This window comes from Pseudoalteromonas sp. S3431, assembly GCF_000690035.1.
Lineage (GTDB): Bacteria > Pseudomonadota > Gammaproteobacteria > Enterobacterales > Alteromonadaceae > Pseudoalteromonas > Pseudoalteromonas fuliginea.
In genome coordinates, this window is the sequence record NZ_JJNY01000003.1 from 37,736 (window position 1) to 60,122 (window position 22,387).

17 protein-coding genes are annotated in these 22,387 nt (G+C 37.5%); 11 read left to right on the forward strand and 6 right to left on the reverse strand.

The window, feature by feature from the left end:
• Window positions 1-19 precede the first annotated feature (19 nt).
• Both DO88_RS17455 and DO88_RS17450 read right to left on the reverse strand, forming a co-directional pair.
• The gene (locus tag DO88_RS17455; RefSeq protein WP_007375216.1) at window positions 20-472 is read right to left on the reverse strand and encodes a hypothetical protein; all 453 of its coding nucleotides are present in this window, start codon (window positions 470-472) and stop codon (window positions 20-22) included.
• Complete coding sequence (locus DO88_RS17450; RefSeq protein WP_007375217.1) at window positions 472-2,664, reverse strand: LruC domain-containing protein; 2,193 nt, start codon at window positions 2,662-2,664, stop codon at window positions 472-474. The genes DO88_RS17455 and DO88_RS17450 overlap by 1 nt, the downstream gene beginning before the upstream one ends.
• A 430-nt stretch (window positions 2,665-3,094) precedes the next feature.
• Here DO88_RS17450 and DO88_RS17445 point away from each other — a divergent pair, with 430 nt between their 5' ends.
• On the forward strand, window positions 3,095-4,585 hold the full coding sequence (locus DO88_RS17445; RefSeq protein ID WP_007375218.1) for a SulP family inorganic anion transporter: 1,491 nt from the start codon (window positions 3,095-3,097) through the stop codon (window positions 4,583-4,585).
• Window positions 4,586-4,595: 10 nt separating this feature from the next.
• Window positions 4,596-5,447: a universal stress protein gene (locus tag DO88_RS17440; RefSeq protein WP_008135486.1), complete on the forward strand. Its 852-nt coding sequence runs from the start codon at window positions 4,596-4,598 to the stop codon at window positions 5,445-5,447.
• Window positions 5,448-5,523: 76 nt separating this feature from the next.
• Here DO88_RS17440 and DO88_RS17435 read toward each other — a convergent pair whose 3' ends face one another.
• Window positions 5,524-6,429, reverse strand: coding sequence for a LysR family transcriptional regulator (locus DO88_RS17435; RefSeq protein WP_007375220.1), 906 nt, complete (start codon window positions 6,427-6,429; stop codon window positions 5,524-5,526).
• 116 nt (window positions 6,430-6,545) lie between these two features.
• Between DO88_RS17435 and DO88_RS17430 the strand changes: the two genes are divergently transcribed.
• From DO88_RS17430 to DO88_RS17420, 3 genes are all read left to right on the forward strand, one after another.
• Window positions 6,546-7,169 carry a glutathione S-transferase gene (locus DO88_RS17430; RefSeq protein ID WP_007375221.1) on the forward strand — a complete coding sequence of 208 codons (624 nt, stop codon included), beginning with the start codon at window positions 6,546-6,548 and terminating at the stop codon, window positions 7,167-7,169.
• Window positions 7,170-7,704: 535 nt separating this feature from the next.
• On the forward strand, window positions 7,705-7,875 hold the full coding sequence (locus tag DO88_RS17425) for a hypothetical protein (RefSeq protein ID WP_007375222.1): 171 nt from the start codon (window positions 7,705-7,707) through the stop codon (window positions 7,873-7,875).
• Entirely contained in the window at window positions 7,875-8,282 is a 408-nt protein-coding gene (locus DO88_RS17420) for a type II toxin-antitoxin system death-on-curing family toxin (RefSeq protein WP_007375223.1), read from the forward strand. The genes DO88_RS17425 and DO88_RS17420 overlap by 1 nt, the downstream gene beginning before the upstream one ends.
• Window positions 8,283-8,369: 87 nt before the next feature.
• Here the strand turns inward: DO88_RS17420 and DO88_RS17415 are convergent, their stop codons facing one another.
• Complete coding sequence (locus tag DO88_RS17415) at window positions 8,370-10,514, reverse strand: 2Fe-2S iron-sulfur cluster-binding protein (protein WP_007375224.1); 2,145 nt, start codon at window positions 10,512-10,514, stop codon at window positions 8,370-8,372.
• A 394-nt stretch (window positions 10,515-10,908) separates the two neighbouring features.
• On the opposite strand from DO88_RS17415, the gene nirB reads away from it, so the two are divergent.
• The 6 genes from nirB (at window position 10,909) to DO88_RS17385 (ending at window position 20,335) form a co-directional block, all read left to right on the forward strand.
• Window positions 10,909-13,482, forward strand: coding sequence for a nitrite reductase large subunit NirB (nirB, locus tag DO88_RS17410; RefSeq protein ID WP_007375225.1), 2,574 nt, complete (start codon window positions 10,909-10,911; stop codon window positions 13,480-13,482).
• A complete protein-coding gene (nirD, locus tag DO88_RS17405; RefSeq protein ID WP_007375226.1) occupies window positions 13,469-13,822 on the forward strand; it encodes a nitrite reductase small subunit NirD in 354 nt (117 codons plus the stop codon). The genes nirB and nirD overlap by 14 nt, the downstream gene beginning before the upstream one ends.
• Window positions 13,823-13,831: 9 nt before the next feature.
• Window positions 13,832-14,695, forward strand: a complete 864-nt coding sequence (gene cobA / locus DO88_RS17400) for a uroporphyrinogen-III C-methyltransferase (protein ID WP_007375227.1) — start codon at window positions 13,832-13,834, stop codon at window positions 14,693-14,695.
• A gap of 273 nt (window positions 14,696-14,968) precedes the next feature.
• Window positions 14,969-16,231 (forward strand): nitrate- and nitrite sensing domain-containing protein, encoded by a 1,263-nt coding sequence (locus DO88_RS17395; protein ID WP_007375228.1) that lies wholly within the window; start codon window positions 14,969-14,971, stop codon window positions 16,229-16,231.
• Between the two features lie 813 nt (window positions 16,232-17,044).
• On the forward strand, window positions 17,045-18,556 hold the full coding sequence (locus tag DO88_RS17390; RefSeq protein ID WP_007375229.1) for a PAS domain-containing sensor histidine kinase: 1,512 nt from the start codon (window positions 17,045-17,047) through the stop codon (window positions 18,554-18,556).
• A gap of 63 nt (window positions 18,557-18,619) precedes the next feature.
• Complete coding sequence (locus DO88_RS17385) at window positions 18,620-20,335, forward strand: two-component system response regulator (protein ID WP_007375230.1); 1,716 nt, start codon at window positions 18,620-18,622, stop codon at window positions 20,333-20,335.
• A gap of 126 nt (window positions 20,336-20,461) precedes the next feature.
• Here DO88_RS17385 and DO88_RS17380 read toward each other — a convergent pair whose 3' ends face one another.
• Both DO88_RS17380 and DO88_RS17375 read right to left on the reverse strand, forming a co-directional pair.
• Window positions 20,462-20,908, reverse strand: a complete 447-nt coding sequence (locus tag DO88_RS17380; protein WP_007375231.1) for a response regulator — start codon at window positions 20,906-20,908, stop codon at window positions 20,462-20,464.
• Window positions 20,905-22,359, reverse strand: a complete 1,455-nt coding sequence (locus DO88_RS17375) for a sensor histidine kinase (protein WP_033037799.1) — start codon at window positions 22,357-22,359, stop codon at window positions 20,905-20,907. Before DO88_RS17375 ends, DO88_RS17380 begins: the two co-directional genes overlap by 4 nt.
• Window positions 22,360-22,387 lie beyond the last annotated feature (28 nt).

Genomic DNA, 22,387 nt, shown 5'->3' on the forward strand with positions numbered 1-22,387 from the left:
GAGTGAAAACTTTCAAAGGTTATCGCATTATAAATAACTGTTGTTGTTCGCCTGAATTATATTTCCATGAATATAAAAGTGGCTGAGTAGAGCTATCGTAAAACCAAATTTCGGCTATTAACTCAATATCTTCGCGACTCAGTGTAAGCTGTTTTTCAAGCATACTATTGACCAATGGCCCTCTATAAACGCAGTTATTATAATCTGCCCGCTGTGCTGATATTTTCTTTTGGCATACATTTAAATACGCTCTAACCTCTCCCAATCCAAGATCAACATCAAGATTAAGTGAGTATTTAGTGGAAAGGTTAAATTGTTCATCAATTTGTAAAGCTGCTATTCCTGCAGGTTCATTTGAACTTCCCAAAGGTAGAGATACCGTTGCCTCAGGAGCTTTTGATTCTTCTGAACCCGAGCCGCCACATGCAATTAAACCTAGTGATAACATTGAAATTATAATAGCGTTATTCATTATTGATCCCCTTTTACAACATTATTAATACTGTAATCATTAAACCATTTTGTTTTTTGCGCACCCGATGACTCTGCAAATTCGGCAAAGCTGCCATAGGCATCAGTTATATCAACACCCTCAAGTGGATGGAGCCATTGCATACCAACTTCCATTGCCCAAGGTAAGCCACTTTCACTAAGGAAATACAAACCTTTACTCTGATCGCTCACATCATCAGAGCCAACATAATTATAAAATGAGGAGTCAAACGCTTCAGTCGGCGCTTGATTTTTGATATGCACTTCCCAGCTTCTGGATTCTTTTCCTACCAAAAAGTCTCCATGATAAAAACCATCTGTTGCAAAAATAAAGGGGTCAAGAAGCGTACCTGGAGAGGCTGTGATTGCTTTTGGTAATTTTAATGGAATGGTCATGCTAAATGTGACTTTAACGTTATCATCACAGTTATTTTCTGTTCTAAAGTATTCACAACCAGACTGTTTAGAAACATACTCCCACGTATCTTGCATAAAAATTAGAATAGCTTCATCGCGGTTTTCTTCTAAATAACGGCCATTTTGCAATTGCCCATCAATAACCAAAGAAATAGCACTCTCATCAACTTCATTTCTTAAAATTGAGAGTGGATTACCATTTACCGTTTCCTTTAGCCTCACAGCAAAGCCATTATGATAGGTCGCACCAATACCTATAAGTTGACCATCTATTTTGTAGCCAACTACACTGCTGCCTTCTATTAACTGAGTCGTTCTGTAATTTAGTACGACATCATTAAAATCGTAATCACCTGCAAACGGCCATTTATCTTCGTAAGCAAGCGTTACCCAATCACTCTCACCTGGATACACAGCACTGGCAAATGTAGTTACTTCGTAATCTTCAACTTCGCCGCCAAGTACTCCCCCTGTTGCAGTGATAAGCGAGGCTTCGGTACCATCAGTTACTCTAAATCGAGCCCATGTTTGGCCTGACTTTGTATTACTAGGAACACTGACAAGAATACTGTTATCACCCTCATTAAGCTGAAGTTTGGTGACCGTTCGTTCATCTTCACTAAATACTCCGTTTTGATCCCAATCAAACCATGCATATAAAAAGCTAGTCGCTGATGCCCTAACTATGATTTGGCTATCTTGACCTGCAGATATAGCAGTTACAAAACTAACCCCATCATCCGATCCATCAATCGGAAAATTAACTAAATCAGCTTCTGTATTTATATTTTCGCCATCAACAGAATCTCCTAGATAAATTAACTCACTGCCAGTGCTATTAGGATCAAACAGATGCCTAGCGCCACTTTTTTCAAGACTCGTGTTATACGGTGCTGGTGCATCACCAAAATCAATTGAGCTATCGGTGACTTTAACCTCAGCTATGGCACAACGTGCCCCATCGTTTTGGCTTGATTTAGGGCCTGATGTAAATACGTTAGCAACCGGCGTATAGTCAACAACTGGGCTAATGCTTAAATCAACCTTATGAATTTTACCGCTTTTGTTATTACTGAAATAAAATTGCCCATTTATATCAAAGTATGCAGCTCCAAAAGCCCCAGTATCATCACCAATGTCTACTTGAGTAATAAATCGAGCGGTATTAGCTGCTATGTCTATTTCATGCAAGTCACCATTAGATTCTACAGCGTATAATAAATTACTCTTTGGGTGAAAAGCGAAATCAAATATACCTAGCTTCCATGTATCTGAATCAGGTAGAAGTGTGGCCGTAATAGAGGCATCTAAATCACCATCTAGGTTGATAGAATAAAGACCAAAATTTGGAGTATAAACATAATATGAAGCGCTCTGAGTTCCTTCATCTTCAATGACTTGAATATCACCAACGTAAAAATTTGTTGCAGGAAGACCAGCAACATCTAAGCGTTTCATTTCAAAATCATCACCAATTTGCACAACACTACTTGGTAATTGCTTACTAAACCCGTATAAATATTGATCTTTATAATTAAAGCCTATTGCGTTAACACTTTCATTATTAGCCTCATTTGCAAACGTCAGCTCTGTCGTTAAAACGGTAGGTTTAGCAGACACTAAATCTATTCCATACAGTTGTGCTTTTGAGTTTTGCATTAAAAAAGCCTGACTTGGACATTCATCAAATGGCTGACTTAAAACAGCACACGGAACTAATGATAAAAGTGCTGTGGATAATTGGGTTAATTTCATAATTAGTTGCCCTTATTTATTAAGTAAATAAATCAGTGCAGACTTCATTCCAAAATTTAGTACATTGAATTCTTTATAAAAAAATAAAATAGAGCGATTTCTATGCATGTTGCAACTCTATTAATTTGCATTATGCGAATTAATACCGTGTTTATAAAATAGATATGACGGAAAAAGTTCTAAGCATAAGAGGTGTTAAAATCATTAGTATCGCAAATAAAACAGCTAGCTTATGAACTCTATAAATACCAAGATCTTAACTTTTCATCTAACCATAGGTGCTTTTTAAAATTTAAATGCCCTTAGGTAATCTATCTTCCTTGTTTGTCAGCGCTTTATCTGTAAGCTTTATTTAGGTGTGCGAGAATCACTGTTATTTAAATAAAATATTCCCTTATACTTTGGGAAACTAACTCATTAGGTTATTTACATGTTTGATCACGTAAAAAGAGATTGGCTCTCTAATGTTCGTGGCGATGTGCTTGCTGGTATTGTTGTGGCGCTTGCCCTAATACCTGAAGCGATTGCCTTTTCTATTATTGCCGGTGTTGATCCAAAAGTAGGTTTATACGCCTCATTTTGTATCGCCGTTATTATTGCCTTTGTAGGCGGACGTCCTGGCATGATATCGGCGGCCACCGGTGCAATGGCACTGTTAATGGTGACGCTAGTTAAAGATCATGGTTTGGAATACTTACTGGTTGCTACCTTACTCACTGGTGTACTACAAATATTTGCAGGCTTTTTAAAGCTCGGTGAATTAATGCGGTTTGTATCGCGATCTGTTGTAACAGGGTTTGTAAACGCGCTGGCGATTTTAATATTTATGGCGCAGTTACCTGAGCTGACTAATGTTACTTGGCATGTTTATGCGATGACCGCAGCGGGCTTAGGTATTATTTACTTATTCCCATATATTCCAACTATTGGCAAAATACTTCCCTCTCCTTTAGTGTGTATTGTTGTTATTACACTGGTTTCAATATTTTTAGGTCTTGATATAAGAACCGTTGGCGACATGGGCGAACTGCCAGACACTCTACCTATATTTTTATGGCCCGATGTCCCCCTAACACTCGAAACACTGCAAATTGTATTACCGTATTCAATTGGTCTTGCTGTTGTCGGCTTACTTGAGTCAATGATGACCGCCACTATTGTTGATGACTTAACTGATACAACGAGCGATCGTAATAAAGAATGTAAGGGCCAAGGTATTGCTAATATAGGCGCAGGCTTATTTGGTGGTATGGCGGGTTGCGCTATGATTGGGCAATCAATTATTAACGTTAAATCGGGGGGGCGCGGCAGGCTTTCTACCTTTATTGCAGGCTCTTTTTTAATCATCATGGTGGTGTTTTTAGATGAGTGGCTGCGTTTAATTCCTATGGCAGCCCTAGTTGCCGTAATGATTATGGTATCGATTGGTACATTCTCTTGGACCTCTGTTAAGGATTTAAAAAAGAACCCGCTTTCATCAAACGTAGTGATGATTTCCACCGTTATTGTGGTTGTTGCCACGCATAACCTAGCCATTGGCGTTTTAGTTGGTGTGTTGTTAGCTACGTTGTTTTTTGCCAATAAAATTGGTCGCTTTATGGTAGTTAAAACCAAGCATGATGAAAGCAACGATAAAATAACCTATGAAGTCGTTGGCCAAGTATTTTTTGCCTCAGCTGAGCAATTTATTGCATCGTTCGATTTTAAAAATGCAGTTTCTAACGTCGTAATTGATTTAACCCATGCACATTTTTGGGATATAACTGGTGTATCGTCACTCGACAAGGTGGTCATTAAATTTAGGCGTGAAGGCGCAACGGTTAATATTATTGGTATGAATAGCGCAACCGAAACTGTAATTGATAAATTTGGTGTGCATAACAACCCTGAAGAAGTCGAAAAACTACTTGGCGGACATTAAGGAGAATGCAATGACTAAAATAATTACCTATGTAGATGGCTCAGCCATTACTAAAAATGTAACCGACGCTGCTATTTGGGCTTCAAAAAAGCTAAATAAACCAATTAGCTTTGTGCATACAATTGAAAAAACGCAGCAAACTAATATCGGCGACTACTCTGGCAGCATCGGGCTTGGTGCGCATTCGACACTTCTTGATGAAATGACTAAGCTTGACGAACAACGCTGCAAAGTAAGTTTAAAAATGGCTGACGAATTATTAAACTCAGTAAGTGAGCATGCTAAATCGGCAGGTATTACTAATTTTGAATTAATTAAGCGCCACGGTGATTTGCTCGATACCGTTATAGACTTAAAAGACGACACACGCCTTATTGTTATTGGCCAAAACGGTGCGGGGCATAGTAATAGTTTTGCGGTGCTGGGCTCACATATAGAAACCTTAGTGCGCAATGCAACACAACCTATTTTGCTTATTCCAGAAACATTTAAACAGCCTAAATCATTTATGATTGCGTATGACGGCCGCGAAACAGCCGACAAAGCGCTACAACAAGTGATTGATGGCGGCTTGTTACATGGTTTGCATTGCCATTTAGTGAGTATTAAAAACAACGAAAAAGACCTTGAAGAAAAATTTGTTAATGCACAGCACAAGCTTATCAGTATGGACTTTGAAGTGTCGGCAAGCTTTTTAGAGGGCAATATTTTTGACTCGTTAATGCAATATAAAGAGCAAAATAATGTAGAACTAATTGTAATGGGTGCATTTGGGCACTCTAAACTAAGGCAGTTTTTTGTGGGCAGTAACACCATTAAAATGCTCGAAAACAGCGATGTGCCTGTGGTTATTTTAAAATAAGCAGCTATTTTAAATAAGTAGCTATTTTAAATAAGTTTAAAATCAATCTTAAAAGCCTAAAATCACTTAACTGATTTTAGGTTTTTGTTTTTGGCTTAGCTTCAAACTTTTCAAATAAAAACTGAATAAACGACGTGACCTTTTGAGCCACAAACTTTCTATGCGGATAAATAGCAAATAAGCCAAACTCAAAGGTTTTATAGCCTTGCATAACCTGCACAAGCTTGCCCGATGCAATATCGTCTCTCACCACTATTTCAGGGATCAAGCCAATACCGCCACCCGCTACAACCACCTCTTTTACTGCTTGCGGATTATTAACCGAAACACGCGAGTTTACGTTTGCCGTTAATGCCTCACCAGTAGGTGAAACAAGTGGCCAATGGCGACCTATTTTAAAGTTGCTATCAATCACCGTAGCATGTTGTTCAAGCTCGTTAACACTCGCTGGTGCGCCAAAACGCTGAATGTATTCGGCTGACGCACATAAAATTAGAGGGTAGCTGGTAATTTGCCTCGCGATTAAATTAGAGTCAGACACACTGCCAATTCTTATTGCTAAATCAACCCCCTCTTCTAGCAAATCAATTGTTTTGTCTGAAAGCACTAAATCAATACTTAAATCGGGGTATCGGCTCAGTAACTCAGGCATTAATGGCGCAAGGTTTGATTCACCAAACGACACCGGCGCACTCACTCTAAGTTTGCCGCTAGCAAGCGCTGTTTGACCCGATAAGTTATCGAGCATTTCACTGTAGCTTTCAATTACAGGTACTACGCTTGTGTAATAACTTTGCCCCGCTTCGGTAATCGAAATTCTGCGCGTGGAGCGGTTAAATAATCTAACCCCTAAGTCTTGCTCTACAATGCCCACGTATTTACTAACCAGCGCCTTTGAAAGCCCTAGTCTGTCGCCTGCGGCTGTAAAAGAGCCTGTTTCAACAACCGCTATGATTGTTTTAATGCCAATAATAGTATCCATGATTGTCAATATAGCATTGACATTTATTCCTTACTAGCTCGGTTTTTCAAAACTGATAATAGTGAAAGAATAGCGTTATTAAAAATCACTATTTAAAATTAAAAACAGGACAACCCATGAGCAATCTAACGCTATACCGTTTTACTTTATCTGGTCATTCACATCGTGCAGAGTTATTTACATCGCTTTTAAAGCTTGATGTAAATATGGTTGATGTGGCACTGCAAAACGGCGCACAAAAGCACGCTGACTTTCTAAAAATGAATATTTTTGGACAAGTACCGGTACTAAAACATAACGACGACATTATTAACGATTCAAACGCTATTTTACTGTACTTGGCACAAAAGTTTGATGCTAACAGAACCTGGTACCCAGAAGATATTACTGTTCAAGCGCACATTCAGCGCTGGTTGAGCGTTGCTGCAGGGCTTGTGGCTTCAGGACCGTGTGCAGCGCGTTTAGTTTCGGTATTTGGCGCAGAGCTTGATCATCAAAACGCGATAAACATTGCCCATACATTATTTAAAACAATGGATGCATACTTACAAAATCGCGAATACTTAGTAGGCACTCAGCCAACTATTGCCGACATTGCCAACTTTTCGTACATAGCGCACGCACCGGAGGGCGGCGTATCGCTTGAGCAATACCCAAATATTTTAAGATGGCTAAACAACGTACGTAAACTTGATGGTTTTATAGCAATGCCTGAAACAAAAGCGGGTTTGCTGGCTTAGTTTTAAGTTTTTAATACTGTTTTATAAGAGGCTATTAAGCCTCTTTTTTTGTGCTTGTTTAAGCGAAATCTGAAATTTAGTGTAAGTGAATAGGCCGACATTTTGACTGGCAGACAACTATAAATTCAATTAGTTGATACAAATCTATGCGAATAATTCTGTGAGAAATTTCATGTGAAAATAAGGGGAATTTTTTCTGATAGAGCAGTTAGAAGATATCTAAAATTTGGCGGTAGGAATAAATATAGGGGAGCACTCAGGTATTCGCGAAATGTATGGCGGTGTCACAATGCCTAAAACAAAAATAGGTTTACTTGCCCAGTGATAACAGCTTACTACTGCTTTAAAAGAAGTCATCGTGCTTTTTTTTATAAGTTTCAAATGTACTATTTACATGTTTAAAAACTTAAAGATTATTTCATAAGCTCATTTTTTAATTAATTTTCGCTGTTAGAGTTATTCTACAACCTCGCCATGTTCTCTTTCATGATATAGATGTATACTCAACTTAATACGTTATCAAAAGGTGATTGTGATGAATAAGAAAGTAGAAGCTTACGGTGTTTCAGCAGTTGCTAGACCTAAGATTAAAGCAACTAAAATTTTAGATTTATCTGGGGAATCAGGTAAGCAAATTGTAAAATCTGAAGCTAAACTAGCTATAAGAACGCACAGAAAAACATTTACTAAATTGGCTCATATGTAATGGAAATAATTTGCTTTCCATTTGAAAGGGTTATTGAAATTAATGCTTTTATTTTAGAAAGTGAACCCGGTATGAAAGGTGCTGTCGACATTCCTAAATTACAGGGTGCTTTAGGGCGAATAGATAATGCAATTATCTACGATGGATTGGATGATGTATTTGAAATAGCAGCTAAATATACAGCAAGTATAGCTATAGCTCATGCATTACCTGACGCAAATAAACGAACAGGGCTAGTTGTTGGTCTAGAGTATTTGTCATTAAATGAATACGAATTAATTAGCGATAACGATTTAATAGCTGATGCTGTAAAAGATTTAGTTATCGGTGAAATTAGTGAAAATGATTTTGCTGATGTATTGTATGCACAGTATTTCCAAGAAAACCCTACCAATAAAAATACATAATCGGATAGCTAAATAGTCATTACCTAAAACAGTATTAATTCCATTTTGGGCTTCGCAAATTTTTTACACCTCAAGTGCAATTTTAACCTACAGCTCTAAATCAAGCTCATCAACGCCTTTAGCAGGTACGGCGCAGCAAATTAGCGCCTGCTCTGTCTCTACTGGGTAACTTACGTTATTGCGATAAACCACAGCGCCTGCATTTATTCTTACGGCGCAACTGCCGCAGCTACCGTTTCGACAGCCAAATTCAGGTTCTAAACCATGGGATTCGGCTACATTAAGTATAGTGTTATCGCCTTTATTCCAGCGTTGTTCAAAGCCCGATTTACTAAATTTAATTACAGTGTTGTCTGCTTCTTCAGCGCTCATCTCTTTGCTTTTATTAGGCGCTTCGTTTGTGTTAAGTACTTTGCGCTTAATACTGGAGGGTCCAAATGCTTCAGCAAATATGTTTTTATCCTGCACACCGAGCAATAACAGTTCGTTATATACGTGCTGCATAAACGCAGCAGGTCCGCATAAAAAGAACTCGTAATCATCAAGTGGTAAATAGTATCTAAACACATCCGCATTTATGCGCCCTTTTAAATCAAAGCTTTCGTCTTTTAAATTAAAGCTCTCATCTTTTACGTTAAAGCCATTGTCTTGCTTTTCATCAAGTTCAGGCTGAGATAAAAGTGAGTAGTAATCAATTGCGCCGCCACTCGTATCTGCTAACGTTTTTAGCTCGTTATAAAACGCACGCTGTTGGGTGTTTTTAGCACTGTGAAAAATATGTAAAGGGCGTGTATAGCGGGTTCTTAACCCTTCATTGGCAATATGTTTAGCCATTGAGATCATAGGTGTAATACCTATTCCGCCACCAATGAGTACCGCTGGTTTAGTATTGGTTGAGTCAATAAAAAATTGCCCTTGTGGGTATTTAGCTAAAATAACGTCACCTACTTTTACGTTATTATGAAAGTAGTTAGACACCTCACCACTGAGTTCTTTTTTAATCGATAACCGATAAAAGAGTTCATGAGGGCTTGATGAAACGGTGTAGGTTCTAATAACAGGTTTGTTATTACTGTTATTACTACTACTTGGTATTTGTACAGTTAAATGCTGCCCAGCTTTAAACGGTAACAAGGTTGTATTGTTATGCCCTTCTAAATAAAAGGAGGTAATTACATTACTTTCTTTCGTTATTTTAGTTACTTTTAAAGGCTGCCAAGTATGTTTTAGTTTTTCGGCTTGTTTGTTTTTATCAGCCTCAAGCCACGTGCCCGTCATTTTAGTGTTAGGGGAATAAGCATCAAATTTAGCACTAAACGGGAGTAAGTTTTTTAGCCACATTCCTTTAGTGAGGGTAAATTTCCAGCCTCGGTCTGCGCCAATAAAGCCCTCTAACTCTGGATGCCCGTCCCATAAGATTTCAACGCTGCCGGTAAGCATTAATACATTACCCGTGTCAAAATCAGGAAATAACAAACCTGCTTTTGGGTTTAATAAAAAGTTACCCAAGGTATTAAAAAAATTGTTACCTGCGTAATCAGGAATCGTTAATGTGTTGCCTTCGCGCTTTACAAAGCCCGGCAACCCACCACGGTGAGAAACATCAACACCTTCAATTTTTGGATTGTTTTTAGCGGTTATAAAACTCGATACAAAAAATGTATCGGTTGTGTCAATTAACACACTAGCTGCGTTATCAAGTGTATTAAATTCAACTTTTTGTACTGCACTACTTTTAACTAAAGGATCTCTATTAAACGTTAAGTCGCGCGTTTGAATATACTGCGGGCAATTTCCAAAGGATTGATCAACATTAAAACTCACCTGATTATCACTAATTGCCTCACCAACGCGCACATTTAAACGGTTACGCCTACGCGTGCCTAGCTCAATGCCTAATAAACCAATTGGCGAACCGGCAATATTTAACGTGTTATGTAAGGGGTCGTTTTTATCAACCGCGTGGGTCATTAATAACGACGTAGGAGTTGTGGCGCTTAAAAAGCCTGGCTGCCCTGAAACAATAGATACCCACGGATTAGCGTTTTCATCAACACTGCCTGCAACCACAAATGGTAACTGCTCAAAAAATGCTTGATGCTGCTCTGGCATAAATGAGCGCACGCCACGTTTACCAAATGCTGCCATTATTTCTCGTTTACCGAGTTTGTCTTGTATTGCCAGCTCGCCTTCATGAAAAGGTGAAGCACCTATTGAGTCTGTGTTTATCATTTTGCTTGTAATTCGTGTGCGTATTTCATGGGCTAAATTTAACTCAATACACAATGAATGATAATGGGTGTTTTATTGACTGATAATGCACAAAACAATGACAATACTTGCACCCTCTTAGTGCCAAGCGCGCACCAACATATATCAAAACGGGTTTTTCACTCACTCTAAAAAAACATTAAATACTATTTAAACAATAACTTAAAAAACTGGCTATATTTTTGCAAACACTCTGTTAACAAGCCAGTTTTACTTACGGCAAAAATTTAGGTTGTTGGCACTATAGCTATTAGCAACCATCGGCAAAGAAGCCCGCACACAATTATGCATAATGCGTATTTGTGGCGGGCTTTTTTGTTATTTGTATTTAAACCGTCACTTTAAGGAATGCCATATGCAAACCTCGCAAAAAATACTCATTATTGGTAATGGTATGGTCGGACACCACTTTGTTGAGCAAATGCGCCAAAGCGATGCCAACGCAGACATTACTGTACTTTGCGGAGAAGCAAATCTTGCATACGATCGCGTGTATTTATCAAGTGTATTTGATGGCAAAACAGCCGCCGATTTAGCACTCACCACTCACGACAACTATAAACAACTTAATATTAATGTGCATACCAGCCAGTGGGTTGAAGACATTGATAGATCAGCAAAAATAGTGACCACATTAACGGGTGAGCAATACCCGTACGACAAACTTGTACTCGCGACAGGTTCGTTCCCATTTGTGCCGCCTATAAAAGGTAACGACCAACCCCATTGTTTGGTGTATCGCACATTAGAAGATTTAGAACAAATAAAAGCCAGTGCCGCTGTAAGTAAAAGCGGTGTTGTTATTGGTGGTGGTTTGTTGGGGCTTGAAGCCGCAAATGCGATTAAGCAACTAGGGCTTGATACCCACGTAGTTGAATTTGCGCCACAACTTATGGCTGTTCAACTTGATGGACAAGGCGGTACGCTACTAAAAAATAAAATAGAAAAACTTGGCGTAACAGTACATACATCAAAAGCAACCAGCGAAATAGTAAAAGGCGAAACCAGTCGCTTTAGATTAAATTTTTCGGACGAGTCATTTTTAGAAACAGATCTAATTTTGTTCTCAGCCGGTATTCGACCGTATGATCAGCTAGGTAAAATTGCTGATTTAGAACTGGGTGAGCGCGGCGGTATTATTATTAATAACCAATGCCAAACATCTGATCCTGATATTTTAGCCATTGGCGAGTGCGCCCTGTGGGACAAAAAACTATTTGGCTTAGTAGCGCCGGGTTACAACATGGCGCGCGTTGCAGCAAGTCAATTAAGTGGTGGCGAGCTTGAGTTTTTAGGTGCCGATATGAGCACAAAACTTAAGTTATTAGGCGTAGAAGTAGGCTCGATTGGCGACGCTCACGCAAAAACGCCAGACTGTAAAGAACTTATATATCAAGATGCTATTCGCGGCTGTTATAAAAAAATCATACTAAGTGAAAAAGGTAATAAATTACTGGGTGCTGTACTTGTTGGCGATACCAGCGATTACGATACTTTACTGCAGTACATGCTTAACGACATGGACTTACCAGAAAACCCTGAGTGTTTAATTTTACCAGACAGCGGCGGCGCGCCGTCGTTATCGGGCAGTGCCCTACCCGACACAGCCACTATTTGTTCGTGTCACAATGTGAGTAAAGGCGACATTGTAGGTGCAATTGATGGCGGCTCGTGCGATTTAGCCTCGGTAAAATCATGCACTAAAGCAGCAAGCGGCTGTGGCGGTTGTGCTGCGTTATTAAAATCAGTTGTTGATAACGAATTAGCAAGTCGCGGTGTTGAAGTAAACAACCATGTATGTGAGCACTTTGCGTATTCACGCCAAGAACTACTGCACATGGTAAAAGTAGAAAGCATTAAAAGCTTTGATGACTTACTAACTAAACACGGCAGCGGTCATGGCTGTGAAATATGTAAACCTGCCATTGGCTCTATTTTAGCTTCAACATGGAACGACTTTATTTTAGAACCCGCTCATGTTGGCTTGCAAGACACTAACGATACATACCTAGCAAACATGCAAAAAGATGGTTCGTACTCTGTAGTACCGCGTATTGCTGGCGGCGAAATAACCCCCGACAAACTCATTGTAATTGGACAAGTAGCCAAAGACTTTAACCTGTACTGCAAAGTCACTGGCGGTCAACGTATTGATTTATTTGGTGCGCGCTTAGAAGAGCTTCCTGTTATTTGGGAGCGACTTATCGAAGCCGGATTTGAGACCGGTCATGCCTATGGTAAGTCTCTTAGAACCGTTAAATCGTGTGTGGGTAGTACGTGGTGTCGTTATGGTGTGCAAGATAGCGTTGGACACGCAATAGAAATAGAAAACCGCTACAAAGGGTTACGTGCGCCGCATAAATTTAAAATGGCGGTATCGGGTTGTACCCGCGAATGCGCCGAAGCACAAAGTAAAGATATTGGCATTATAGCCACCGAAAACGGCTGGAACTTATACGTGTGTGGTAATGGCGGTATGCGCCCTCGCCATGCTGATTTATTTGCGACCGATTTAGACACACCTACTCTTATTAAATACATTGACCGCGTAATTATGTTTTACATTAAAACGGCTGACAAATTACAACGTACATCGGTATGGATGGAAAACCTTGAAGGCGGTTTAGACTACCTTAAAAGCGTAGTAATTGACGACAGCTTAGGCATTTGCGACGAGCTAGAAGCGCAAATGGAGTTAATTACACAAACCTATGCGTGTGAGTGGAAAAAAGCGATTGAAAGCCCTGATGCAGCCAAACGATTCCGCCAGTTTGTTAATAGCCCCGAAACCGACGATAACATTTTGTTTGTACAAGAGCGTAACCAAATCCGCCCTGCTACAGAAGCCGAAAAGCGTGAGCAACGTAATACACAAAACCGTATTCCAGTAATGGAAGTTGAAGAGGAGCAAGCTGATGTCTTGGCATAATATTGGAACAATCGACAACCTAGTGGCTAATAGCGGCGTATGCGCATTAGTTAATAATCAGCAAGTGGCTATTTTTTACATTCCGCAAAACCCAACGGCTGTGTTTGCCATTAGCAACTACGATCCTATTGGCAAAGCTAATGTATTATCGCGTGGCATTATTGGCTCAATCGACAATAAATTAGTTGTTGCATCGCCTTTATATAAGCAACACTTTTGCCTAGAAACAGGCGAATGTTTAGAAGCACAAGCAATACACTTACCGGTTTTCAATGCAAAAATTGAAAACGGCAGTGTATTTATAAGCTCTGAACCAAAAGTTACAATAGCTGTGGCTTAGGGGAATAGTATGAGTGTATTGTCTTATTTTTCGGGTATTGAAAACGTGTGGCTAAATAAGCTCGTTACTAAGCTAACAAGCACAAATAGTCGCAGCGTCAAAAGCGGCAACGTTTATATAATTGGTGCGGGCCCAGGAGACGCAGAGCTAATTACAGTAAAAGCGCAGCGTTTAATTAATGCCGCCGATGTTGTTTTATATGATTGGTTAGTAAGTGATGATTTGTTAAAAACGCTACCTAAAAAAGCGCAGCGTGTATTTGTAGGTAAACGTGCGGGTAAGCATTCGATGACCCAAGCCAACATATGCGAACTACTGGTTAAATACGCGCAACAAGGCTTAAATGTAGTGCGTTTAAAAGGCGGTGATCCGAGTATATTTGCACGTATTAACGAAGAAGCCGATGCGCTTAGTAAGCATAATATTAATTTTGCTATTGTTCCGGGTGTCACAACGGCTTGCGCTACTTCCGCTTATACGGGTATTCCGCTCACTGCACGCGATGTAGCGCGTAGTGTTACATTTTTAACGGCGCAGTTTGCCGATCCTAATAAGCAACCTCATTGGCAAAATTACGCGTTTATGCCTGCAAACAACAACCCAACTTTAGTGGTTTATATGGGGCTTTCGCGCTTACAAACGCTAAGCTGCGGTTTGCAATCAGTGGGTTGGCCAAGTAATACACCCATTGCACTAATAGAGAATGCCACTACCACTAAGCAAAAGGTAATTACCAGTACGCTTGAACTGATAGTAAATGAGCATGCTAAACACAACCTTCAAGGCCCTACCCTAATTATGATTGGTGAAGTAATAAATCATAAAATGGCAATTAGTCCTGAGTTATTAAACAGTATAAATGTTAACGCATGATACAAAATGAATAATGCACTTTCGCGCTTACTATCTCCCCAGGAGTAAGCGCTTTTTTTGTTTTTAATTTGGGTTCAAGTTGTGTGCAATAACATGTTTAAATGCACCAAATAAGTTAAAAGTAATGGTAAGTTAAATTATAGAAACACAGTGACAAACAAAAATAACACTTTAAGCAATTGTATTAGCTTGATTTTAAATTCAATGATGAAATTTATTAATGATTGGAACAATGGTTGCACTTTAAAAACAAAAAAGTGTGGAATAATACCAATGGCGACAAGCAATCCTCTCACAAAACAGTTTTTATTAGCGGCTAAATATCAAGAAATACACGCGCTAAAGCAATTACAAAACAGTTGTGCCTCGCTTACTAAATTAGGCGATTTTGTACATCAGTTACAAAAAGAGCGCGCGATGAGTAATATATTTTTAGCCTCAAATCGTGAACGTTTTAAAACCCAATTACAAGAGCAAATTCCTTTAAGCAGCAGCGCACAAACTGCATTTTATGATTCTCTTAAACAAACATTTATAAAAGACAACGCCGATACTGGTCATACTCGGTTATTTAATTTAATTACCTATAGCCTGCAAACACTTGAGGCATTGCCCGTACTACGCAACCAAATAGCACACCAAAACATTAGTGCAGTGCATGCTACGCAGTCGTTCACGCAGTTAATTGCTAGTTTACTCAATATTATTTTAGAAGCCGCAGACGGCGCAAGCGATCCTAAAATAACCCGCCTATTAGTTGCATTTTTTAACTTTATGCAAGGCAAAGAATACGCAGGACAAGAGCGAGCATGTGGTGCACAAGCATTTGCAGCGAGTAAATTTACCACTGAGCAAAAACAACAACTCGCGCATTTTGTACAAGAACAAAACCACAGTTTTGACTTTTTTAATGAGTACGCCGATGCGCACCTTTTAAAATGCTTTGCCACATTAACAACACATCAGGTTAATAATCAGGTAGAGCAACTTAGAAGTTTACTGCAAAAACTCGATGACGAGAACGCCCAACCTCTCTCACAACTGAGTGAAGTATGGTACGAAGTAACCACCACGCGCATAGATATAATGCACAAAATTGAACAAAATATAGCAGATCAATTAATTGATACCGCAGCAATGCAAATAGCCTGTGCTCAACGCAGTTTAAATACCAATAAGCAGGTACTTAACAATATGGCAGAGCAACACATAGCCCCGACTTTTGGGCAATTAGCCATTAAGCAACCAGAGCCAGAAGTAAGCCAAAATATAGCGGCCGATAAGCTCAATAGTAATAAAAGTATGTATGATTTAATTATCGAGCAAAGCCAGCATATTAAACAAATAAACCAAGCGTTACTTGACGCTAAAAAAGTTATTAGTGAGCAAAAGGTCATTCACCAAGCCAAGTACATACTTATTGAGCAGTTAAAGCTCACTGAAGAACAAGCCCATAAACAACTTCAAAAGCAAGCGATGAATTCACATAAAACGTTATACAGCGTAGCGCAAACAATTGTGGAACTGAGTGATTGAAGTAATAAATAATCTACTTTCTGGTTAATAAAATGGTCAATACTACAATTCAAAAATTTTACTTAGCCTGTATTGCAAGTAGCATTAGCTTTGTTCAATTTCCACTAAACCCAAATTTAGCCGTGTGATTAAACTTCATTAATTAAAGTTTAATTTTGCGAGCTTAACACGCCCTATTATACCTTTTCTGATTAAACTAATTATGACCAACTCCCTTAATTAAGTGAGCTACTTTGAGATAAGAAAACCTGATAGATAACAAGACAGAAATTTCTGTTATTAGTAGTTCTCGACAGTTGCCTCTGCATACATAGTCGTAAACCAGTAATTTTAACGCGGTTAGCGTCAGAGTTAATTCTCAAATTGATTAAGCATTACTGCGAACTGATATTAAACCGTATATTAAAATGCCTGTGTAATTGCTTTTAAAAACCTAAAACACGGTGTATTTAAATTAGGTAAGCTTTTAATTTAAAAAGTTAATTTATAAAAATAGATTATTTAAGCAAACTCATAATAATCAACTACAATAAGTTAATTGCTTGTTACATAGCGTTTTAATGTGAGGGCATTTTATATTAAGGCCTGTTCATCTTTCGAGGTTGAATTGGCAGCAAACTGTTTGGTATTTAAGCAAGGCAGAGCCTATGTAATGTGGTTACTCCCCAAAAATAGGCGATAACGCAGGAGCAGTTGCCGAGCCCACTAGGTTACAAACCTCGCGCCACGATTAGACAGCTCTTAGATTGAACGAATTTCAATCATGAAAGTTCAACAGGTACTAGTTAAGTGATTAGATTGAAGGAAGTGTTAATGCCTAATGTAGGACGCTATATTGAGAATATATTACCAACAGATTCGAATTTTTTTGTTGATAACGACATTCAAAAAAACTTAGAGCACATTGTTGAACTAATCTTAAATGTTTTTGATGCTACGGCATGCTCTATTATTGCAAATTCACCACAGGGTCAAATTGAGTTGTACCAATATGGTTCGAAAATAGCCATAGCCGCAGAGGCGCTAAATAGTGAAGTATTTAATGAATCTATTATCGAGGGTAACTCAAAAAGCACTTCAAATACTCCCTTAAATGTAAACTCCAAAATGCGCAGGGTTATATCACTCATTATTTTACCATCGAACTTAAAATTGGGTTGGTTGATATTTGAACGAAAAAGTGAGTCCGCATTTACAGAAAAAGATAAAACGATATTAGCCACCATACAAAAAAATATTGTAAATCAATTACTCCAACTTAATTTTATATTTAAAAAAGAAAAAGATGCTGAACTTCATTCAATGATCTCTGAGCTAAATAGAGATTTTGTTTTTATAAAGGACGAAAACTTTAAAATTGTATACGCAAATGATGCCTTCAAAAATAGTTATCCAAAAGAAATGCAAAACAAAATAATCGGCTTTACTACAATTGAACACTACGAAGAAGATGCGGCTACTGCATTTTTAGCGCAAGACAAAATTGCTTTAGATTGCGGCATTAGTAAAACAGTCGAAAATTTAGCAATGCCTAATGGCATGCAGATTACTGTAGAAACTATAAAACAACGCTTTGAAGATAAGTCTGGTAAATATTATATTTTAGGTGTGTGCAGAGACATAGCTGAAAAAGAAAATTTAATATCTAAATTACAAAAAGCAAACAGTGAACTTGACGAGTTTACCAGTATTGCTTCTCACGATTTAAAATCGCCATTAAATGCAATTAAACGTTTACTAGAGTGGATTTCGGATGACTGTAAAGATCTGCTTCCTGAAGAGCATTTAGAAAACTTTCAGTTAGTAATTAATCGCACTAATAGAATGCAGGTGTTACTAGAAGATTTACTGAGCTATTCGAGAGTAGATCGCTGTGATTCTACCCGCTCTGACTTGTCTTTAGAAAATGTCTATCTTGAAATCGCTGAATGTTTAGAGATCCCAGAAACGGTAACTGTTCATATAGATGCAAATGATAAATTATTAAACATACCTGTAGTCCCCTTCAAAACAGTCATTTTAAACCTTATTAGTAATGCTATAAAACATAACGATAAAGAGCTTGGTGTTATACACGTTTCTCTGCGGCCTTCTCATCATTATTATCTTATTGAAATAACAGATAATGGCCCTGGAATAGATCCAAAGTATTTTTCACTCATTTTTAAATTGTTTCAAACTCTGCGATCTCGTGATGACGTAGAAGGTAGTGGTATTGGTCTTTGTGTAGCAAAAAAGCTCATTATTAATTATGGCGGTAAGATTGAAGTAGCATCTGATGGAAAGCTTGGCAGTACATTTACTATTTTTTGGCCAAAAATTTAGCAATAAAATTGTTTTATTAATTAAAGATGAGTATTGGCATAGTGCTAAACCCTTAAGGAACTTATGTATATTTTAATAGTTGATGATGACTTAGTAGATCGTAAATTAATTAAAAAGATGCTTATTTCAGATGGCTCTCAACTTCATGATATTACTGAAGTAACATGTGTTACCGAAGGTTTAAACGCTATTGAAAGTTCGCATTTTGACATAATACTACTCGATTATAATATGCCTAAAGAAGATGGTATCGAAATGCTTCTTGAGATGCGAGCAAAGCCAAAACTTGGTAATACTGCAATAATTATGATTAGTTCATCAGAGAACTCAACCCTCGCAATTGAGTGTATAGAAGCCGGTGCACAAGATTTTTTACCTAAGGGTGATATTACACGTAGTAGTTTAAATAAAGCACTTATATACGCTAAAAAACGCTTTGAAGCTGAACAACGCATGCATGACAGTTACCTCGCTGTAAAGCATATGGCAGAAAGGGATCAGCTAACGGGTTTGTCAAACCGATACCATTTTGAAGAAATATTAAAAGTAATGATTGCCAATAATAAACGGACTAAAAATAGTGTCGCGCTTTTGGCATTGGATTTAGATAATTTCAAACATATAAACGACACATTAGGGCATAATGTAGGCGATCAGATTTTAATACAAACTGTAACAAGAATTAACCACTGCCTAAGAAGAGACGAAGGGTTTGCTCGATTAGGGGGAGATGAATTTGCTGTTATTATTGGTGGTATAAGTAATATTAATCAAATAGGTATGATAGCAAATAGGATCCTAGCTAATGTTTCTGAGCCTTTTTTACATGATGGTAGAACGATTAACTGTAGTGTGAGTATTGGCAGTGCTATATATCCTCAAGATGCGACGGAGTCACATGAACTGCTTAAATGTGCTGATATTGCAATGTATCGCTCTAAGCAAAACGGTAAAGCAAAAATTAGTTTTTATAAAGAACAATATCAATACGAGTTTAGTCGTCGCGTTGATATTCAAAACAAAATTAAAGAAAATTTAGAACAAGAAAACTTTCGAATATTTTACCAACCTGTTTATTGCTCTAAACGGCAAAAAATATCAGGTGTAGAAGCTTTAATTCGCTGGCCAGATTCCGATATTAGTTATACTCCTGATGAATTTATACCCATTGCGGAAGAATGCCGATTAATTGTGACGCTTGGCGAGTGGATTATTTCAACAGCTCTACAGCAATTATCATTATGGCAAACTCGTTTTAAAATTCCGCTAAATTTATCAATAAACATTTCCCCAATACAGCTTCAGAGTGAAGGATTGCTCGCTTATTTACTCGCAGCTGTAAAGCAATATGATGTGAATGTTAATAGTATAATTTTAGAAATAACTGAAACAGCCTTTATCAAAGATAACGAAGAAGTTACTGATATATTAACCACCTTATCTAATAATGGCTTTAGAATTGCTTTGGACGATTTTGGTATGGGCTATTCATCTATATCTCATCTTATATCTTACCCCATTGATATTGTTAAGTTAGATAAAAGCATGCAATCATCTGATGGTGAAAAAGGGAAACGACTAAAAGTAATAGAAGGGTTGTCTCTGATGCTTAAAAAATTAGATTTTGATATTGTCGCCGAAGGTATTGAAACCCAAGCACAGCACGATTTATGTAAACAATTAGAAATAGACTATTTACAAGGCTTTTTATTTTCAAGGCCCATGCCTGCAAACGACATAGACTTATTACTCACTAAGAACGCCGACGATTCAATCTAGAAATATTACCTATATTGAAATCGTCAAAATAAAATAACAGAGGCTGTATTTTGCTAAACCGAAAAACACCTAAAACTCTATTTTCACTCAATATAAACTAATAATATATTGAGATCGTAATAATTTTTAATCTCCCTGTATTGGAGTATCAATAACAGACAGTACCTTCTCTTTTAGATCTTCAGCCTTAAAAGTTCCCTTAACTAAATAGCCTTTAACAAAATCATGCGCCATAATAATTTTTTTCTCTTCTTCTCGTTCTGATGAGCTGAACATCATGACTACGCAAGAACTTATTTCAATGACTTTCCTGAGCTTGGCAAACTCGTCTAAAAATTGAATACCATTAACTCTGGGCATATTAATGTCTAAAAAAATCAATATTGGGGGAAAGCCATCTGGGTGTTCTTTTCTATTCGCTTCATAATTTTCGAGAAATTCTAACGCCTCTTGACCATCTTTTTTTTCAAAAATGGTAAGCTCTAAGTTAGCTTCTTTTATTAATCTTTTAAGGATATACCGATCAACTTCATTGTCATCGATAATTAATATAGGTGGTTTTACTTTTTTCATCTTAATTTATCCATAGGTATTGTTATTTTGAATGTTGTACCGCTATTAGAACTTTGCAATGATATTTCTCCATCTAAATACTCTATATGTTTTTTAACTAGTGCCATACCCAAACCTGAGCCGCTACTTGTCTCAACATGAAATCGCTTGAACATATCAAACACTTCGCTTTGATGCTTATCAGGTATTCCAATCCCATTATCGGTAACTGTAATATTGAACGTCTCTTGTTCGTTAAAAATATCGCAGTGAACATAAGGCGCATCCTTATTTGTGTCGTAATATTTCAACCCATTTGATATCAAATTTTCGATGATTTGAGCAAAACGCGCTTTTTCTGATTTGATAGGTGTCGATAAATTAATATTCGTTGTTAATGTACAAGGATTATCTTTCATTAACCAAGCCAGTCGTTCTTCCATATCAGTAATTAACTGATTAAAATCAATTAATTCTTCGTTTTCATTACCTATATCTGCTTTTGCTAATAATAAAATATCAACAACAAGTGTTTCTAACTTCTCCATTTGTTGGTAAATAATTTTCGCATTTTGACAGGCCTCTTTAATATCACCAGCTTCTATATCTTGAATAACAAATTGAGCCAAAGATTTAGCGCCCGATAACGGTGACTTTAAATCATGTGATGCCCGATAAGCAAACTGAGCCAGTTCATCATTTGCCTGCTGCAAAGAAGCTGTTTGGCTGTTTACAATAGCTTTTAGCTCTATACTATTTTCTATGTTTAATAAATCATCTTTGATACGCTGTCTTGCTGCTATTACCAATGCTTTTAATTCACCCGTGGTATTTTTATCAAGTTCGTCATCTAAATTAGTACTATCTTCAGGTTTACTAGTTAAAAGAATGGTTAAATTGCGTATAGAGCTAGATATGGTACGTGACAGGTAACTGATTAGAATAATATTAAAAAGGGATATAATTAAAACAAGTGGTATTAAAGTGATCAATATAAACGACACTGTTTTTCTGATTGGTTCTTCAAACATTTCTGAATGTTGATTGAATCCATCAAGTGCAACATTAAGGTTTAGTAAAAAATCATCTCTACTGAGTTCACCTTTCTTATATTGAGTAACTGACAGTAGTGCTTTATCCGCAATTTCTATATCATTTTCGCAAATAGTTAAAGCTTGATCAGTCTTAATGACTTTCATAATAACACGGTTTAAATAATTAACTTCATCAAGACAATCAATAGGTTGCTGCTTTATAGCCAATATATCAAACTCTATTGTATTTATGTCTACAGGGGTGTCGTTTTTTATTTTTTTTACTGTCTTTGTTAATTGGTTAATATACTTTAAATGAAGAAAATTAAGCTGATGAAACTTAGCGCCTTTAGCTATTTCAAAGGCAGAAAAAACGGTAATACTTACTTCGGCTGTCGTTAAGATTACTATAAGCATCAATTTGTTAGTTATATTCATATACGAAGCCTGTTTTTCTATTCGCTAT

Bases quoted from the DNA above. Each gene is read 5' to 3' on its own strand.
- DO88_RS17455 (WP_007375216.1), bottom strand. From the start codon at position 472: ATGAATAACGCTATTATAATTTCAATGTTATCACTAGGTTTAATTGCA.
- DO88_RS17450 (WP_007375217.1), bottom strand. From the start codon at position 2,664: ATGAAATTAACCCAATTATCCACAGCACTTTTATCATTAGTTCCGTGT.
- DO88_RS17445 (WP_007375218.1), top strand. From the start codon at position 3,095: ATGTTTGATCACGTAAAAAGAGATTGGCTCTCTAATGTTCGTGGCGAT.
- DO88_RS17440 (WP_008135486.1), top strand. From the start codon at position 4,596: ATGACTAAAATAATTACCTATGTAGATGGCTCAGCCATTACTAAAAAT.
- DO88_RS17435 (WP_007375220.1), bottom strand. From the start codon at position 6,429: ATGGATACTATTATTGGCATTAAAACAATCATAGCGGTTGTTGAAACA.
- DO88_RS17430 (WP_007375221.1), top strand. From the start codon at position 6,546: ATGAGCAATCTAACGCTATACCGTTTTACTTTATCTGGTCATTCACAT.
- DO88_RS17425 (WP_007375222.1), top strand. From the start codon at position 7,705: ATGAATAAGAAAGTAGAAGCTTACGGTGTTTCAGCAGTTGCTAGACCT.
- DO88_RS17420 (WP_007375223.1), top strand. From the start codon at position 7,875: ATGGAAATAATTTGCTTTCCATTTGAAAGGGTTATTGAAATTAATGCT.
- DO88_RS17415 (WP_007375224.1), bottom strand. From the start codon at position 10,514: ATGATAAACACAGACTCAATAGGTGCTTCACCTTTTCATGAAGGCGAG.
- nirB (WP_007375225.1), top strand. From the start codon at position 10,909: ATGCAAACCTCGCAAAAAATACTCATTATTGGTAATGGTATGGTCGGA.
- nirD (WP_007375226.1), top strand. From the start codon at position 13,469: ATGTCTTGGCATAATATTGGAACAATCGACAACCTAGTGGCTAATAGC.
- cobA (WP_007375227.1), top strand. From the start codon at position 13,832: ATGAGTGTATTGTCTTATTTTTCGGGTATTGAAAACGTGTGGCTAAAT.
- DO88_RS17395 (WP_007375228.1), top strand. From the start codon at position 14,969: ATGGCGACAAGCAATCCTCTCACAAAACAGTTTTTATTAGCGGCTAAA.
- DO88_RS17390 (WP_007375229.1), top strand. From the start codon at position 17,045: ATGCCTAATGTAGGACGCTATATTGAGAATATATTACCAACAGATTCG.
- DO88_RS17385 (WP_007375230.1), top strand. From the start codon at position 18,620: ATGTATATTTTAATAGTTGATGATGACTTAGTAGATCGTAAATTAATT.
- DO88_RS17380 (WP_007375231.1), bottom strand. From the start codon at position 20,908: ATGAAAAAAGTAAAACCACCTATATTAATTATCGATGACAATGAAGTT.
- DO88_RS17375 (WP_033037799.1), bottom strand. From the start codon at position 22,359: ATGAATATAACTAACAAATTGATGCTTATAGTAATCTTAACGACAGCC.